The sequence below is a fragment of the Streptomyces sp. NPDC043427 genome (genome assembly GCF_056436655.1).
In genome coordinates, this window is sequence record NZ_JBWKCC010000011.1 from 102,820 (window position 1) to 119,443 (window position 16,624).

Annotated in this window: 12 protein-coding genes; 4 read left to right on the forward strand and 8 right to left on the reverse strand. The window is 72.2% G+C overall.

Annotation, left to right across the window (positions count from 1 at the left end; translation table 11 throughout):
- Positions 1-249 precede the first annotated feature (249 nt).
- Positions 250-2,436 carry a glycoside hydrolase family 3 N-terminal domain-containing protein gene (locus AC067M_RS19875; RefSeq protein WP_478698415.1) on the forward strand — a complete coding sequence of 729 codons (2,187 nt, stop codon included), beginning with the start codon at positions 250-252 and terminating at the stop codon, positions 2,434-2,436.
- Here the strand turns inward: AC067M_RS19875 and AC067M_RS19880 are convergent.
- The 6 genes from AC067M_RS19880 to AC067M_RS19905 form a co-directional block, all read right to left on the reverse strand.
- Positions 2,400-3,275, reverse strand: coding sequence for a carbohydrate ABC transporter permease (locus AC067M_RS19880; protein WP_478698306.1), 876 nt, complete (start codon positions 3,273-3,275; stop codon positions 2,400-2,402). The two genes, AC067M_RS19875 and AC067M_RS19880, sit on opposite strands and share 37 nt — an antisense overlap.
- Positions 3,272-4,282 (reverse strand): carbohydrate ABC transporter permease, encoded by a 1,011-nt coding sequence (locus tag AC067M_RS19885; RefSeq protein ID WP_478698307.1) that lies wholly within the window; start codon positions 4,280-4,282, stop codon positions 3,272-3,274. Before AC067M_RS19885 ends, AC067M_RS19880 begins: the two co-directional genes overlap by 4 nt.
- 2 nt (positions 4,283-4,284) lie before the next feature.
- Positions 4,285-5,658, reverse strand: a complete 1,374-nt coding sequence (locus tag AC067M_RS19890; RefSeq protein WP_478698308.1) for an extracellular solute-binding protein — start codon at positions 5,656-5,658, stop codon at positions 4,285-4,287.
- Positions 5,659-5,795: 137 nt separating this feature from the next.
- Positions 5,796-6,452, reverse strand: coding sequence for a peptidyl-prolyl cis-trans isomerase (locus AC067M_RS19895; RefSeq protein WP_478698309.1), 657 nt, complete (start codon positions 6,450-6,452; stop codon positions 5,796-5,798).
- The gene (locus AC067M_RS19900) at positions 6,449-10,690 is read right to left on the reverse strand and encodes a glycoside hydrolase family 38 N-terminal domain-containing protein (RefSeq protein ID WP_478698310.1); all 4,242 of its coding nucleotides are present in this window, start codon (positions 10,688-10,690) and stop codon (positions 6,449-6,451) included. The genes AC067M_RS19895 and AC067M_RS19900 overlap by 4 nt, the downstream gene beginning before the upstream one ends.
- A gap of 114 nt (positions 10,691-10,804) precedes the next feature.
- Positions 10,805-11,689, reverse strand: coding sequence for a MurR/RpiR family transcriptional regulator (locus AC067M_RS19905; protein ID WP_478698311.1), 885 nt, complete (start codon positions 11,687-11,689; stop codon positions 10,805-10,807).
- Between the two features lie 133 nt (positions 11,690-11,822).
- Here AC067M_RS19905 and AC067M_RS19910 point away from each other — a divergent pair, with 133 nt between their 5' ends.
- Positions 11,823-12,596, forward strand: a complete 774-nt coding sequence (locus AC067M_RS19910; protein WP_478698312.1) for a sugar isomerase domain-containing protein — start codon at positions 11,823-11,825, stop codon at positions 12,594-12,596.
- 46 nt (positions 12,597-12,642) lie between these two features.
- On the opposite strand, the gene AC067M_RS19915 is transcribed toward AC067M_RS19910, so the two are convergent.
- The gene (locus tag AC067M_RS19915; protein ID WP_478698313.1) at positions 12,643-12,822 is read right to left on the reverse strand and encodes a hypothetical protein; all 180 of its coding nucleotides are present in this window, start codon (positions 12,820-12,822) and stop codon (positions 12,643-12,645) included.
- 82 nt (positions 12,823-12,904) lie between these two features.
- Here AC067M_RS19915 and AC067M_RS19920 point away from each other — a divergent pair, with 82 nt between their 5' ends.
- Positions 12,905-13,594, forward strand: coding sequence for a hypothetical protein (locus AC067M_RS19920; protein WP_478698416.1), 690 nt, complete (start codon positions 12,905-12,907; stop codon positions 13,592-13,594).
- 337 nt (positions 13,595-13,931) lie between these two features.
- Here AC067M_RS19920 and AC067M_RS19925 read toward each other — a convergent pair whose 3' ends face one another.
- Positions 13,932-14,873 (reverse strand): helix-turn-helix domain-containing protein, encoded by a 942-nt coding sequence (locus tag AC067M_RS19925; RefSeq protein WP_478698314.1) that lies wholly within the window; start codon positions 14,871-14,873, stop codon positions 13,932-13,934.
- A 243-nt stretch (positions 14,874-15,116) separates the two neighbouring features.
- Here AC067M_RS19925 and AC067M_RS19930 point away from each other — a divergent pair, with 243 nt between their 5' ends.
- The gene (locus AC067M_RS19930) at positions 15,117-16,598 is read left to right on the forward strand and encodes an MFS transporter (protein WP_478698315.1); all 1,482 of its coding nucleotides are present in this window, start codon (positions 15,117-15,119) and stop codon (positions 16,596-16,598) included.
- Positions 16,599-16,624 lie beyond the last annotated feature (26 nt).

Below are 16,624 nucleotides of genomic sequence, written 5' to 3' on the forward strand. Positions count from 1 at the left end.
GAGGTGTCGGGTTCGGCGGCTGGCGTGGCCGACGCTCTGCACCCCGCGGGCGACCGGGCCGACGCTCCGCGGTTCGACTCGTATCCCGCGGCCGACGCGGCGGCTGGGCACCCCTGCTCGTCGGCCCACGGGGACTCGCGCGCCACCGGGGCCTGCACCGGCGCCATCCGCCACGGAGGCTCGGCCCTCCCCCCGTACCGCGACCCCAGCACCCCCCTCCCCGCCCGCGTCGCCGACCTCCTCTCCCGTATGACCCTCCGCGAGAAGGTCGGGCAGCTCAACCAGCGGATGTACGGCTGGGACGCCTATCGGCGCACCGCCGACGGGGGCTTCGAGATCACCGAGGCCCTGCGTGCCGAGACGGACCGCTTCGAGGGGCTCGGGGCGCTCTACGGGCTGATGCGGGCCGACGCCTGGTCCGGGGTCGGGCACGGCAGTGGGCCCGGGGTGGCGGACAGCGCGGGCCTCGCCGACCTCGTGCAGCGGCATGTCGTCGAGCGCAGTCGGCTCGGCATTCCCGCGCTGTTCGTCGAAGAGGTACCGCACGGCCACATGGCCCTGGACGGCACCGTCCTGCCGGTGAACCTCGCCGTCGGCGCCACCTGGGACCCGGAGCTGTACGAGCGAGCCGCCGCCCACGCCGCTGCCGAACTGCGGGCCCGCGGCGGGCACGTGGCGCTGGTCTCCGCGCTGGACATCGCGCGCGACCCGCGCTGGGGCCGTACGGAGGAGTGCTTCGGCGAGGACCCGTACCTGGCCGCCCGGCTCACCGAGGCACTGGTGCGGGGCATGCAGGGGGAGCTCGGAGAACCCGACGACGCGTGCTTCGCCGCCGACAAGGCCCCCGTCGTCCTCAAGCACTTCGCCGGTCAGGGCGCCACCGTCGGCGGCCGCAACTCCGCGGAGTCCGAGCTCGGCCCGCGTGAGCTGCACGAGATCCACCTGCCCGCCGCCCGGGCCGGCGTCCGCGCCGGGGCCGCCGCCGTGATGGCCGCGTACAACGAGGTGGACGGCCTGCCGTGCTGCGGAAACCGTGCCCTGCTCGACGGGCTCCTGCGACAGCGGTGGGGATTCGACGGGCTGGTCATGGCGGACGGTCTCGCCGTGGACCGGCTGGCCCGCGTCACCGGGGACAAGGTCTCCGCCGGCGCTCTCGCCCTCGACGCGGGTGTCGACCTGAGCCTGTGGGACGAGGGCTTCACGCATCTGGAGGAGGCGGTCGAGCGGGGGCTGGTCGGCGAGGAGGCCGTCGACGCCGCCGTGGCCCGCGTACTGCGCCTGAAGTTCCGGCTCGGGCTGTTCGAGCGGCCGTACGGCCCGCACACGCCCCCGCCGTCGGCCGAGCGCGGGCGCGAGCTGAGCACCGCGCTCGCCCGCGCCGCCGTCACGCTCCTCCACAACGACCGTTGCGTACTCCCGATCCGCCCCGACGTCTCCCGGATCGCGGTGCTGGGCCCCCACGCGGCCACCACCGCCCACCAGCTCGGTGACTACACCGCCCCCCAACTCCCCGGCACCGGATGCACCGTGCTGGACGCGCTGCGCCGGCTGGCCCCACCCGGCACCGCCGTACGGCACACCCGCGGCTGCGCCCTCACCGGCGACGACCGCACGGGCATCCCCGAGGCGGTCGCCGCGGCCGCCGCCTCCGACCTGGCCGTCCTGGTCCTGGGCGGCAGCAGCGCCCGTACGCCCGACACGGAGTTCGACGCCAACGGGGCCGCGCGCAAGGCCGTCTCGGAGATGACCTGTGGCGAGGGCGTCGACCTCGCCGGACTGCGCCTGGGCCCCGCCCAGCACGCGCTCCTCGACGCGGTCACCGCGACCGGTACGCCCACCGTGGTCGTCCTCGTCCAGGGCCGCCCGCACGCCGTCCCCGAGGCGGCGGACCACACGGCCGCGCTGCTCACCGCCTGGTATCCGGGGCCCTGGGGCGGCGAGGCGATCGCCGAGGTGCTGCTCGGGCGCGCGGAACCGGTCGGCCGTCTGCCGGTCTCCGTCCCGCGCTCGGCGACTCAACTCCCCGTGTACTACAACCACAAGGACACCGAGTACGGCGGCTACGTCGACGACAGCGCCGAGCCGCTGTACTCCTTCGGGCACGGGCTGTCGTACACGAGTTTCGCGTACGGCCCGCCGCGTGCGGACGGGCGAACCGTCCGCGTCGACGTCACCAACACCGGGCTGCGCCACGGCCGTACCGTCGCGCAGCTCTACATCCGCCGCCTGCGGGCCCCTGTCTGGCCCCGCACCCTCGAACTCCGCGGCTTCCAGGCCGTCGACCTCGCGCCGGGCGAGACCCGCACGCTTGCCTTCCCCCAGGTCGGCGCCGGTTCGCAGAGCACGGTGGAGATCCGCGTCGCCGAGTCGGCGCGGGCGGCACTCACCGCCGTACCGACTCAGAGTTTCACGGCGCCGGACGACACTCCTCTGTAGAACCACCGCTGGGTGATCACGAACAGCACCAGCACCGGAATCACCGAGATCACCGAACCCGCCATCACCAGGCGCTGGTCGTAGCCGAACGACGACGACTGCAACCGTGCCAGCCCGAGCGTCAGCGTGAAGTGGTCCTCGGTGCGCAGCACGATCAGCGGCCACAGGAAGTCGTCCCAGGCGCTGATGAACGTGTTGATGGTGACGACGAGGAGCGCGCCGTACGCGGACGGCAGGTACAGGTACCGGAACCGCTTCCACTCGCCCGCGCCGTCGAGCATCGCCGCGTCCTCGATCTCGCGCGGGACGGCGAGGAACGCGGCCCGCATGATGAGGACGTTGATCGCGGCGACGAAACCGGGCAGCCACACGCCGGCCAGGTGGTCGACCAGGCCCAGGTCCCGGACGCTGAGGAACAGGGAGACCATGATCGACTCGAAGGGGAACATCATGGAGGCCATCAGCAGCACCCACACCAGCTTGCGGCCCTTCCAGCCGGGCTTGGAGAGCATGTAGCCGGCCAGCGTGGAGAAGACGAGCTGGCTGCCGATCGACAGGAGCGCCACGACCAGGCTGTTGGCGATGTACGTCCACACCGGGACCTGGTCGAAGACCTGCCGATAGGCCCGCAGCGACGGATGGTGCGGGAAGAGCGAGGCGCCCGCGCCGAACACGTCCTCGCCGGCGCCCTTGAGCGACGACAGCACCTGCCACAGCAGCGGGCCGACGGTGATCCCGAGGACGAAGAGCAACAGCAGGTAGCGCACGACGAGTTCGCGGGGGCGGCCGTAGTCCCGCCAGCGCGGCATGAGGCGGCGCTTGTCCACGGCCGTGGTCATCCCTCGTCCTCCTTCGTCAGGCGCTGTGCGATGAGTGTCAGGCCCAGGGTGAGGACGAAGAGGGCGACGCTGACCGCGGAGCCGTAGCCCGCGTTTCCGGTGAGCGGGTCCAGGCCGACGTCCCGGATGTAGAACGGCAGCGTGCGGTCCGCGCCGCCGGGACCGCCGGTGGAGCCGCCGAGCATGTAGATCTCGGTGAAGACGCGCAGCGAGCCGATGCCGGTGAGGGTGCCGACCAGCATCATCGAGGTCCGTACGCCGGGCACGGTGACGTGCCAGAAGCGGCGCACGGCGCCCGCGCCGTCCACGGCGGCGGCCTCGTGCAGTTCCTTGGGCACGTTCCCCAGCGCGGCCAGGTAGAAGATCATGTACCAGCCGAGGCCCTTCCACAGCGTCAGGCCCATCGCCGACAGCAGGATCAGCCACGAGTCGGAGAGGAAGGGAATGGCGGACCGGATCAAGTGGGCTTTCTGCAGCCAGGTGTTGACCAGGCCCTGGTCGGCCAGCAGCCACTGCCAGCTCAGGCCGACGACCACGCTGGAGGCGAGGACGGGCGTGTAGAAGGCGGAGCGGAAGAAGCCGATGCCGGGCAGGTTCTTCTCGACCAGGACGGCCAGCAGCAGCGGCAGCAGCACCATCAGGGGGACGACGATCAGCGCGTACAGCAGGCTGTTGCGGGTGGCGAGCCAGAAGTCGGAGTCGCCGAACATCCGGGTGTAGTTGTCCAGGCCCACGAAGGACGCGGCGCCGCCGAGCGGCTTGGCGTCGGTGAAGGACAGCAGGAGCGTGTTCAGGAACGGATACACCCCGAACACCGTCACGCCGATGATCGCCGGCGCCATCCACAGCCAGGGCAGCCACCAGCGGCGGTAGAGCGCGGCGCCGCCCGCGTCGGCGCTGGGGCCGGGCAGCACCGCCCGGAGCCTGCGCCACCGGGCGGGGCGCCCGGTGGCCGGGGCGCCCGTGTCCGATGCGGTGGGCACGGGCGCCGATGACAGTGTCGTCATCGTCAGCTGCCCTGCGCAATCAGCGCGTTCGCCTTCGACTGGGCCTCGTCGAGGGCGTCCTGGGCGCTCTTCTTGCCCTGCATGGCGAGCTGCACCTGCGCTGAGATGGCGTTGAGCTCACCGGGCGTGAGGGCGATCTCGTCGGCGGTCGCGGTCTGGCGATCGCTCGCCACGATCTTGCGGGCCTGCGCGAACGGGTCGTCGCCCTGGACCGACTGGAAGAACGGGTCGTTCAGGGAGGCGGTGGTGGACGGGAAGATGACGACGTTCGGGTCCTTCGCCCACTCCAGCTGGTTCGGGGCGTTCGTCAGGAACTGCGCGAAGGCCAGCGCGGTCGAGGCGTTCTTGCTGGTGGACGCGGTGCCGATGTACTGCGGGGCGCCGACGGTGTGGCCGAGGGCGTCCAGCATGTAGCGGGCGACGCCGGTCGTCTTGTAGACGCTCGGGTTGTTCTGCTGGATGAAGCGCAGGAAGTTGGGGTTGGTGGAGCCGTAGACCAGCTTGCCCTGGCCGTAGACCGTCGACGGGTCCTGGTTGGAGGAGAGCGAGTCGCGCGGCATGGCGCCCGCCTTGTAGAGCTTGGTCATGCCCTCGACCCACTGGGCGGTCTTCGGGTCGTCGGCGAAGGTGAACTTCTTGCCGTCGGCGGTGAGCACCTTGACGCCCATCTGCTGCCAGTCGGCGGGGATGCGCAGCTGGGGGTTGGCGAGGAAGGCGTAGTACTTGCCGTCGGAGACCTTGGCGATCTTCTCGGCGTCGTCGAAGAGACCGAGGATGGTCGTCGGAGGTTTGGCCGGGTCGAGGCCCGCCTCCTTCAGCAGATCGTTGTTGAAGGTCTGCACCATGCCGCCGGAGTACCAGGGCAGGACGCTGTGCACGTCGGTGCCGGAGGAGTCGGGGAAGGTGCTCGACTGCCACATCGCGGTGGTGAACGGCTTGCCCGCGTCGGGCGCCTTCTTGTCCAGGTTCAGCAGGTAGCCGTTCTTGGTGAGCGCGATCGCGGTGTTGACGTTGATGTTCACCACGTCGGGCAGGGTGCAGGCCTGGGCGTCGGCGACCAGCCGCTGGGTGAAGGTGGCGTCGCCCGGGTCGTCGATCCACTTGACGCTCGTGCCGGGGTGCGCCTTCTCGAACGCCTTGATGACGCCGTTGAAGTAGCCGCTGAAGTCTTTCTTCAGGTTGGTGGTCTGGAAGGTGATCTTGCCCTTCACCTCGCCGGTGAGCTTCCCCGATCCGACGTTGCCCTTGGCCACCTTGCACCCGCCGGCGGTGGCGGAGCCGTCGCCGGACCCGCCACCGGACAGGCCGCAGCCAGCGGCCGTCAACGTCAGGGTGACGAGACAGGTGAGGGTTCCGGTCAGTCTTCTCGCACGCATAGCTGCTGCCTCCTGCTGGTTCAAATCACCAACTCTGACCCCGGTTGATGAAAAGGTGGACCAGAATTCATCGGAGGTCAATGGGTTGCCGTGTTGCGTTTCGGTTCCGTCGTCAGATGGGCGCGAAGGGAGCGCGATCAGTGCCGGTGTTCGTGGTCCGGGTGGGACGGGTCGCCCGGGTGCTCGTGCCCGGTGGCGTACACCACCCCCGAGCGGGCCCGGTCCAGCCAGTCGAAGAAGGCCCGTCGGCCCGCCGTGCGTCGCAGCTCGCGTGCGATGCCGTCGCGGGCGCGTTCGTAGGGCAGGAAGTCCTCCGGGGCCGCCCCGCCGAACGGGTCGATGCCCCGACGCAGTGCCTCGGGAGTGAGGAAGCGGTCCGGGTTGCGGTCGTAGTAGTCGCGTACGGCCGACTCCGGGACCTCCTGCTCGCGCTCCAGCTCGGCCAGCAGGGCGCGCGCGGCCGGGGAGTGGGCGAGCGCCGCCGCGACGATGCTGCCGAGGTCGGCGACGTCCGTACCGGCCACCGCGAGCACCCGGGACGGTGAGACCTCGTCGGGCGGCGCGAGCCCGCGTTCCTCGCAGGTCCTGCGGGCGAGTTCGTCGGTGACGACGACCTGGGTCGCCCAGCGCCGCCGCTGCCGCTCGGCCCGGGCGAGCGCCTCGGGGCGCGCCTCGCCATCACGGGCGGGGACGGCCGTGAGCAGGGCATCCACCCGGGCCCTGGGGACGGCCTCACCGTGCACCAGGGCGGCGTGCTCCGCGTGTGCCGGTCCATGGGCCCCGTGTCCGTTCACGGTGTCACCTCCACCGGTACCGCCTCCGTGTACGCCACACAGCCGTGCCAGGCGAGCTTCGCCATCAGCCAGTACGTGCCCGGCGGCACCGCCGAGCCGTCCACCTCGACGACGTACTCCGCCTCCTCCCCGGCCTCCACCGTGAACCCCTGGCAGCCCGGCGCGACCCCCGCCCAGGTGCCCCAGGAGGACACGGCCCACAGGGTGCCGTTCACCGGCCCCCGGGTCGGGTTGCGCAGGGTCACCGGGACCCGGAACCGCTCGCCCCGGCGTACGGCCACCCGCTCCACTCCGATCCCGGACACCAGCGTCGGCCCCGGGGGCTCGCCCGGCACGTCGAGGGCGACCACGTCCTCGTACGTCTGCCCGCCGTACGACAGCCGCGCGCTCAGCCAGTGCCGGCCGGGCACCGCGTCCGGCGGCGGCACCACGGTGACCTCGCCGACCGTGAACCCGCCGGGGCCCAGCGCGTACGGCACCTCGGCGGGCTCGACCGACCAGCCGGGCGCCACCGTCAGGCGCACCGCCCCCGCCACCGACGCGTCCGTCAACTCCGAGCCGACCCGGACCGTCGCGGTGACCGGGCCGGACACGGCGAGCACGCTCGGCGAGAGGTACACCGCCACGGGGAGGTTGCCGCGGGGCGCGGGGCCGCAGTTGTGCAACCAGTAGCGGGTGGGGACGGGTTGGGCGGGCTCGTGGGCGGCGATGCCTGAGGCCTCCGTCGTCGCCGCCGAGTCGGGTGTCGCCAGGACCGTAGCCACCTCGAAGCCCGTCAGGCGCACCTCCAGCCCGCCGTCCGCGTCCGGGGTCAGGGGCTCCCCGGGCCGTTCCAGTACGTCCGCCCGGGCGGAGGCCGTCCACGCGTGCGGGCCGCGCACACGTGCCCGGGCCGGGCGGCCGTTCACCTCGTGCATCCGGACGACGACCCCGCGCCCGGGATCCGCCGGCGCCACGCTGCCGCGGGCGAGCGGTGAGCCCGCCGGCTTGAGGGCGTCGAGGAGGACCGTGCCCGTGGGCTCGAGCTCCAGCAGGGTCGCCGCCCTCGGGAGCACCGCCGCCTTGTCCGACGGGCGTCTCAACCGTGCCGTGAGCGGGTGGTTGAACGCATGGCCGGCCTGCGGCAGCCGCAGCTCGCGCCAGTCGCCCTCGCCCGCGACGACGGCGTACTCGAAGGTGTGGGACCAGCGCTGGAGTTGGAACGCGGATCCGTCGGGGGCGGTCCGGCGGGGTGGGTCGACCCAGATGCCGGAGGGCCAGCCGGTGCAGGAGCGCATGAGGGACATGTAGAGGTCGCCGGAGGGCGTGACGACACAGCCCGGCGTGCCGCGGTTGAGGAGGGCGAAGCTGCGGCCGTCCCAGGCGTCGCCAGGCGGCAGCGCCTCGCCGCCGCCCGCCGCGGTGGCCCGCACGGTCGCGGTGTCGTCGAGCTGGTCGACCAGCGCGTCCACGGCCTTGGCGTCGTCCTCCAGGAGGGCGCCCGCCACCACGAGCAGCGGCAGCCGTTCGAGGTCGCGCAGGTCCGCCCCGGGCACCCACTCCTCGCGCAGGGAGGCGCGCGGCGCCACCCACACCGCTGCGACCCCGCCGTCGGCGAGCTGCCGGCGCAGCTCGCGCGCGGCGGCCGGGTCCCAGCCGAGGGCCTCGGCGACCACGGCGTTGCGGTCGGGCCCGCCGACGGCCACGCGGATGTCGGGGAGGTTGGAGTCGACCTCCAGATCGCCGTACCGGGGGCCGCCCGCGATCGTCGAAGTCGCGGTGACGCCCGCGCGGACCAGGGCGGCCGCGAGCGGGGTGCCGAGGTCACCGGCCTCCTCCCAGGAGGCGAACACCAGCTCGGCGACCCCGATCGCCCGGTGCCCGAGGAACCGTCCGGAGTCGTCGTGCACGGCGACCCGTGCCGTGCAGCCGAGCCCGAACCATGTGTTCGCCGGGTTGTCCAGCGTCCAGGGGAACCGCTCGCTGTCCACGTCCACGAAGCCGAAGCCGCGGCCGATCACCGCGTCCGCCCCCTCGTGCACCGGCAGCCCGCCCCGCACGTCCGACGGCCAGCGCACCCGGATCAGCCGGTCGGCGCCGCCGTATCCGTCGACGGTGGTGGACACGTCCAGGCGGTCGACGCCCGTCCACAGGGTCAGCCGCTGCGTGTAGCGGAAGACGCCGAGGTCGGCGCGGACGGTGATGCGGGACCCGGCGGGGGAGTGTTCGACATCGATGTCGGCGCTCACGTCGCGGCTGCGGGCGACGGTGGTGCCGGTCGGCGTGAGGTGCCAGGGACCCTCGCCGAAGCGGGGGTGCCTCGGGTACTCCTCCTGCACGACGAGTTCGTTGCCGACGTCACCGGCCCGCAGTAGTTCCCGGCCGCCGTCCGCTTCGGTGAGGGCGCGCAGGCTGCTGACGGCGCCGCCGCGTGCCGGGTCGACCGTCACTTCGTAGAACTCGTTGCGGATCGTCGTCCCCTCGCCCCGGGCCCAACCGGGCACGGGACCCCGGGCGAGGGGGAGCGCCCTGAGTCCCGTACCCGGTGTCTTGGGTGCGACGACCCGCAGGCATCCGTCCTCGTCGCGCACGGCGGGCAGGGGCTGGAAGCCGTCGTCGAGGGGGACGAGGTCCGGGTCGTCGACCGAGAGCACGTCCCGGCGTTCCCAGGTGGCGGAGTTGAAGACGACCAGGTCGGGGCCGCTGCCCGGGGTGACACGGTCGGCGAGTGCCTGGGTCGCGTCGGCGTGCACGGCCCGGGCGAGGTCGTACAGCTCGCGCCAGCCCGTCAGCAGGTCGATGTAGACCTGGTCGGACTCGGAGCCGGTGATGGCGTCGTGGTGGGCGCCGTAGATCAGCTGCCGCCACGCCTTGTCGAGGGCCGCGTCGGGGTAGGGGTGGCCGGTGACGAGGGCGGCGAGCGTCGCCCAGGCCTCGGCGTCGGCGAGGAGCGTCTCGCCGTGGCGCTGGGCCTGCTTGGTGTCGATGTAGGAGACGTCCTTGCCGGTGTAGACGGGGTTCATGTCCCGCGTCTGCGGCGAGGCCCGGCGGCCCTCCTCGGCGAGCTGGGCCCGTACGGCGGCGAAGAAGTCGCGCGGGATGCCGCTGACGAAGCGCGGCCAGACGTACCGGGCGTTCCAGTCGCGGTGGATGGCCATCACCCAGCGGCACGGTGGTGCGTAGTCCCCGCCGACCGGGAGCAGCACGTTGCGGGTGAGCGCGACCTTCTTCAGCCCCCTGAACAGCTTGAGGGCGGCCGCCTCCGCCTCGGGCAGGGTCGGCGCGTTGTCGATCGCCCAGCCGGCGCCGTAGTGGTTGACCATGTACGCGGTCAGCAGCCCGCGCCCCGAGGGGGCGATCCACTCGAACTCGGCCGGGAACTGCATCCGTCGCGGGTCCCTCGGCTCCTCGCCGAACACGGACAGCGTCGGTCCCCACTGGTGGAACGGCCCGCGCGCCCACGAGCTGGACGTGACCCCCGCGTCCGCCATCAGCCCGGGGAACTGCGGATCGTGCCCGAACGCGTCCAGCTGCCAGGCGGTCTCCGGCGACGCCCCGATGATCCCGCGCTGGTACCCGTCGCCGTACAGCGCGTTGCGTACGGTCGCCTCGGCGCCGGTGAGGTTGGTGTTGGGCTCGTTGTAGGTGCCGCCCATGATCTCGACGCGGCCGGTGCGGATCAGCTGGCGCAGGAAGGCGCGCTCCTCCGGGAAGGCGTCCCAGTATGGCTTGAGGTAGTCGACCTCCGCGAGCACGAAGGTGTACGCCGGGTCGCGCCGCGCCAGGTCGCAGTGGGCGCGGACCAGGCTCATGCCGGACTGGCCGCGCGAGTCGAAGGTGCGGGCAGGCAGGCCGGTGAGGGCGGGGTCGTCGGCGACGTCCCAGGTCTCGGTGTAGGCGGCCTGGGTGTTCCACCAGACGGGGTCGTAGTGGAAGTGGCTGACCATGAACATGGTCCAGCCGGGCTCGGCGGCCGTGAACGCGGCGCTGTGCCGCGCGACGTGGGCGCCGTCCTCGGCGGTCACCGTGATCTCCCGGTGGTCGCCGGGGACGAGCCCCGTGGCGGTCACGGGGATCTCGGCGCGCAGGGCGCCGTCGTCGTCCGTCGTGGCGACGGCCTCTCCGGCGACTCCGGGGCCCTCGACGGTGAGGCGGACGCTGCGGCCGGGGACGTGGCTCAGCTCGACGGCGAGAACCTGGCGCGGCTGCTCCGCGGTTCCGACGAACAGCTCGGTCGACTCGACAGAGGTGACGCGCATGGGGCTCCTACGAAGGAGGGATGCTCGGCGGGGCCCCATGGTGGCACCGTGAGGATGGTTCAAACAACCATCTTCACGGTTTTCGGTTGGCTCGATCCTGCATGTGCGTGCGGTTCACCGAGCGCGACGGTTCTTGACCGCGTGCTGACCGGCGATGTGGTCGGTCAGTGCCAGCGACGCGCTCGCACGCTGGTAGGAGAGCTGGGCGACCCGGACGTACAGGCAGTCGATGAGGACCAGGACGGAGTGGCGGGCGCCGATGATGCCGGTGGGGAAGCTGGTCTCCGAGGTGGAGGAGATGAGCCGGATGTCGGCGGCGCGGGCGAGCGGCGAGCGCGGGTCGGCGGTGATCGCCACGGTGGTGGCGCCGCGCTCCTTGGCCAGCTCGAACGGCTCGATGGTCTCGCGGGTCACCCCCGAGCGGGAGATGCCGATGGCGACGTCCGCCGGGGTGAGCAGGGCGGCGGAGGTGGTGGCGGCGTGCACCTCGGTCCAGCCGCGGACCGTGCAACCGATGCGGAACAGGCGGGTCTCCGTCTCCTGGGCCACCGCGCCGCTGCCGCCGACGCCGTAGACGTCGATGCGGCGGGCGCGGGCCATGGCCTGTGCCGTGCGCTCGATCGCGTCGAGGTCGATGCGGTCGATGGTCTGCTGCACGGCCCGCAGGTCCGCGCTGCCGACGACCTGCACGACCCGTTCCAGGTCGTCGTCAGGGGAGATGTCGGGGCCGATCTCGGCGCTGCCCCAGTCGGACGCCTCGCCGCGGCCGCGCTCCTGGGCCAGCTCGATCAGCAGGTGCTGGTAGGAGTCGAGGCCGATGGCGCGGCAGAAGCGCGTCACCGTGGCCTGGGAGGTGCCGGTGCGGCGACCGAGTTCCGCAGCCGAGCAGTGGGTGACGGCGGCCGGGTCCTCCAGGATGAGCTCCCCGACTTTGCGGAGAGAGCCGGCCAGGCGTGGCAGTTCCGTGCGGATCAGGGTGGTGACGTCGGTCGAGGGCATGGGGAGAAGGTACCAGCCACCCTTTGACGCGCTGATTGAATACCAGGACCGCGTATGATTTATTGATTCACCGATAGGATTGCAGAAGGTGGTTCAATCCACCAACTGTCGTTGCCACTGTGGGGAGTGCCGAGTGTCCGTCGAGTCCGTCCAGTCCGTGAGCGCCGAGAGGTTCGCGCGGGAGGGCCTGGCCGTCCTCCACCGCGTCACCGAGTCCGCCCGGGACGACGTGGCCCGGGCCGCCGGACTGATCGCCGACTGCGTGCGCGCCGACGGTGTGGTCCAGGCGTTCGGGACCGGCCACTCCCAGGCCCTCGTCCTCGAACTCGCCGGTCGCGCGGGCGGGTTGGTGCCCACCAACCGGCTGAGCATCGCCGACCTCGTCCTGTACGGCGGCGACGCCCCGAGCGTCCTCGACGATCCGCTCCTCGAACGCCGGCCGGGCGTGGCCGAGCGGCTCTACGAGCTCGCCGCACCGCGCCCCCAGGACCTCTTCGTCGTCATCTCCAACTCCGGCGTCAACAACGTGATCGTCGAGATGGCGCTGCACGCCAAGGAGCGGGGCCACCGCCTGCTCGCCATCACCTCGCTCGCCCACACCCGTGCCGTCCCCGCCGGCCACCCCAGCGGCAAGAAGCTCGCCGACCTCGCCGACGTCGTCCTCGACAACGCGGCCCCACGCGGCGACGCCCTCCTCGAACTCCCCGACGGCGGCTCGGTCTGCGCCCTGTCCACCCTCACCGGCGTCATGCTCGTCCAGATGACCGTCGCCGAGACCGCAGCCCACCTCCTCACCACCGGCGACCGACCTCCGGTCTACGTCTCCGCCAACGTCCCCGGCGGCTTCGAGGGCAACCTGGAACTGGAGAAGCGGTATGCGGGGCGGATCCGGCGGACGGCGAGCTGAGGGGGCGAGTCGGCTGGGGCGGCGCATGTGTCTCCGACTACCAAGCTCACGCGCCGGGGGAGCGGAAGGTGACCTGCCGACGGACGGCCTCGTCGATGTCGTCGAGGGTGAGGAGAGGGGTGGCCGGGGTGTGGAGGGCGCCGCTGGCCTTGACGGTGAGGATGCCCCGTCCGGCGTCGTGGTTGTCACAAGCCTTCTGATCCGTAGCTCTGGCGGGATTGGTCATTGCGATGACCTTGCCTCCGCTGTCATGCGTAAAGGGATCGCGCCAACGGGCCGTTCGGGCGATGATCTGTCGCGTGACAGAGATGGCGGGCTCGGGCGTCGACGACGGCCACGGGTGGACTGAGCGTTTGGCGTGGGCTTACGGCCTGATAGCAACGGACCCTGACGAACGTGCCGCTGCCCTTGTTCGACTGGCCAGTGCCCGACGAGAGGTTGAGTCTGCTCGTCTCCGGATCATCAAGGCGTGGCACCCGACCCCCCGGTTGCGGTTCAAGGCGCGGGACCGGAGAGCTGCTCGGAAGGCCTACGACGAGGCCGCAAGCCACTGTCTGCCCGAAGCCCTGTGGAGCAGGCATGCCACCGGGGAGATCAGCACGTGGGCGGGGCTGCCCTTCGCCCTGCTGTTCCTGGAATGGGAGGCCCGGTACCCACAGGAGTGGACACAGCACGCGAAGGCGTGGGGTACGAAGCAATCTCTGATCAGGGAGTTGGCCACTGCTGATCACGAGGACCAGGTCAGAACGAAACTCGTCGATCTGGTCGACCTCGCTGTCCAGCGGGTCTATCGGTGCAAGGACCGTGAATACGTTCGTGTGGCCCGGGCGGTAGACGGAGTCGAACTGCGCGGCAGGCTCCACAAGGCTCATCGCTCGGGAACCCCGTTCGCACAGATCCACGCGGGCTACGTTCTCTGGCTCCTGGACAATCCCGAGGTGCCGAACACCCGACATGTTTGGAAAACGTGGCTCGCCGCCGGCACCCGCACCCGCTGATTCAGGCGCACGATCCCAGTGGGTGGCCTACGAACGAGCGTGAACGCCGCTGAATGAGACGAAAGCCGCACGTCGTCTGGCGCAAGTTCGGTCTTAGATCCCCGGACTCGCGATGGCTGTCGATACGGAACGGCCCCTACGGCCGCTTCCTGTCCTGAGCTGCCGGGTGCCCGCCCCAGGAACCGGCGACGCCCCGCGAGCAAGGGCGGTTGGAGAAGGAGATCCTGTGCTGGTCGGTCGGCGAGGAGCCCGGTGCTCGAACATTCCAGCGCGACCTGCGGCCGGCGCTTTCGCCGGGGGCTCCGGTGCCCGAAGAGGCGAGGATGGAGGCCCGGGCTCAGCCGGCGGAGGCGTGGGCCGGGGAGGGCGTACCGGCGGGGCATGACTCGGCGGCCGCCTCCGGATGGTCCGAGGGCGCCGACTCCGGTCGGTTGTCCGCAGACTCCAGGCGGAGCATGGCCGTCTCATCCGGGGTGCCGGGGGGTGCCTGGTAGACCACCATGCGCTGGCCCCCCGTCCGGGCCAGTCGCATGACCTCGTAGGTCAGGGTCATCGGGCCGGCCTTCGGATGCCGGAAGGACTTCTGCCCGCCGCCGCGTTCGCAGACGTCGTACCGCTCCCAGAGTCGCGCGAACTCCGGTGATTTCAGAAGCAGTTCACCGACGAGCGCGGTCAGTTCGGGATCGTCCGGGTCGGCCCCGGCGACTGCCCGCAGATGCGCCACCGAGAGGGCGACTGTGTCCTCCCACGGCTCGTAGAGCGTCCGGCCGACCGGGTGGAGGAAGACGTAGCGGGTCAGGTTGCGCCGGTCCTCCGGCCAGTCCCAGAGCCCGGGCATCAGCCGTCGGCCGGGCGCGTTCGCGGCCAGTACGCGGTTGTAGCGACTCACCACATAGGCGGGCAGCGGGCGCACCGACTCGAGCATCCGCAGCACCGAGTCGCGGACGGTGTGGTTCGAGCTGGCCGGCAGCTCGGAGAACCGGCCGGAGGCCAGTTCCGCGAGCTCGTGCAGGCGTTCGTAACCGTCGCCACGCAGTCGCAGGGCACGGCCGAGGGCGTCCACCACGGCGGGGGAGGGGTTGGTCTCCCGGCCTCGCTCCAGGCGGATGTAGTAGTCGACGCTCACTCCGGCCAGCGCGGCCAGCTCCTCCCGGCGCAGTCCGGGGGTGCGGCGCAGGCCCGCGCCGGCCGGGAGGCCGACATCCTCCGGGCGCACCTGCGCCCTGCGGGCCTTCAGGTATCGGCCGAGCTCCGTGCCTCTCGTATCCGCTGCTGCCATTCGGCCATTGTCGCAGGCGGTCAAGGAGCGTGGGGGGCCGTGTCAGTGCCTGGAACGCCGCACCCCGGGCACAGCGTGGTCTGCCGGGCGGCCACGCGCGGGTGGAGAGTTGATCCCGGAGCGGGCGGCCCGTCCGCCGGGGGCCCAGGGGGTGCGAGACACCGGACCGCGGCTCCGGCGGCTGCGACCGCCCGCCCAATTCTCTCTGATGAGCCGTCACCCGCAGTTGCCGAGGAGTTCACCATGCCCGCCACCCCTGCTCCGCCCCCCTCCCCGACCACGGCATCCATCCCCGGGCAGGCCTCGGAACTGTCGACGCGCGGGCGGTCACGACAGCCGGACCAGGCCCGACCAACCGCGCCGTCCGCCGAGGCCCCCGCCGCACCGCACCGGAGCGGCGTCGCGCTGGTCGCCTCGCTGCTCGGATTCACCGTGATCACCATCGACGTCTCGGCCCTGAACATCGCATTGCCTGCGATCCGGGACTCCCTGAGCGGCGGGATGGCCGGGCTGCAATGGGTGGTGGACGCGTACACCCTGATGTTCGCGGCCCTGATGCTCTCCGCGGGCGCCCTCGCCGACCGCGCCGGGGCCCGCCGTGCCTACGCCTGGGGTGTCGCCCTGTTCACCCTCGCCTCCCTCGGCTGCGCGCTCGCGCCCGGCATCGGCGTGCTGGTCGGCTCGCGCGTGGCGCAGGGCGCCGCCGCCGCGATCGTGATGCCGGCCTCGCTGGCGCTGATCCGGCAGGCCTACGAGGACGCCCGGGCGCGTGCCCGCGCCATCGCGCTGTGGACGGTCGGCGGCTCGGTGGCGATGGCCGCGGGCCCGGTGCTGGGCGGGCTGCTCACCGACTCGGCCGGCTGGCGGGCGGTCTTCCTGCTCAACCTCCCCGTGGGTGCTGTGATCCTGGGCCTGCTGGCCAGGGTGCCGCGCTCCCCGCGCCGGCCCGCCGCGCTGGACGGCGGCGGCCAGCTCACCGCCGTAGTGGCCCTGGCCGGTCTGGCCTTCGCGGTGATCGAGGGCGGCCATCTGGGCTGGACCAGCGGCCCCGTGCTGACCGCCGCCGCGCTCGCCCTCGCCTCCGGGTGCGCCTTCCGCGTGGTGGAGGCCCGGCACCGCCAACCCATGGTCCCCCCGGGCATGCTGACGGACCGCCGGGTGGCCGTCCCGCTAGCGGTGGGCTTCGCCGTCAACGCCGCCTTCTACGGCGGAATCTTCCTGCTCGGGCTGTACTACCAGCAGCTGCGCGGGATGTCGGCCATCGCGGCCGGGCTCATGTTCGTCCCGATGTCGGCGGTGGTGACGGCGACCAACCTGGTCTCGCCGCGGCTGGCGGAGCGGATCGGACGGCGGCCGGTGATCGTCGCCGGGCAGCTGATCTTCACCGGAGCGATGGTGGCCATGCTGCCGCTGGCCGCGCACACCCCGGTATGGCTGGTACTCGTCCTGCTGCTGCCGCTGAGTGTCGGCGGGGCGCTCGCGGTGCCCGCCCTGACCGCGCTGATGATGGACGCCGTCCCGCAGGAACGCGCGGGGACCGCGTCCGGGCTGCTCAACTCCCTCCGCCAAACCGGTGGTGCGCTCGCTGTCGCCCTCTTCGGCAGCTTGCTCTCCGGCCCGGGCGGGGGCTTCTCCCTGCCGGGCATGCGCATCGGCCTCCTCACCGTTGCCGCCCTCCTCCTCGCCACCGCCGCCCTGTCCCGCCTCCTCCTGCCCCGTGGCTGACCCCATCGATCGGCTCCACTCGCCCT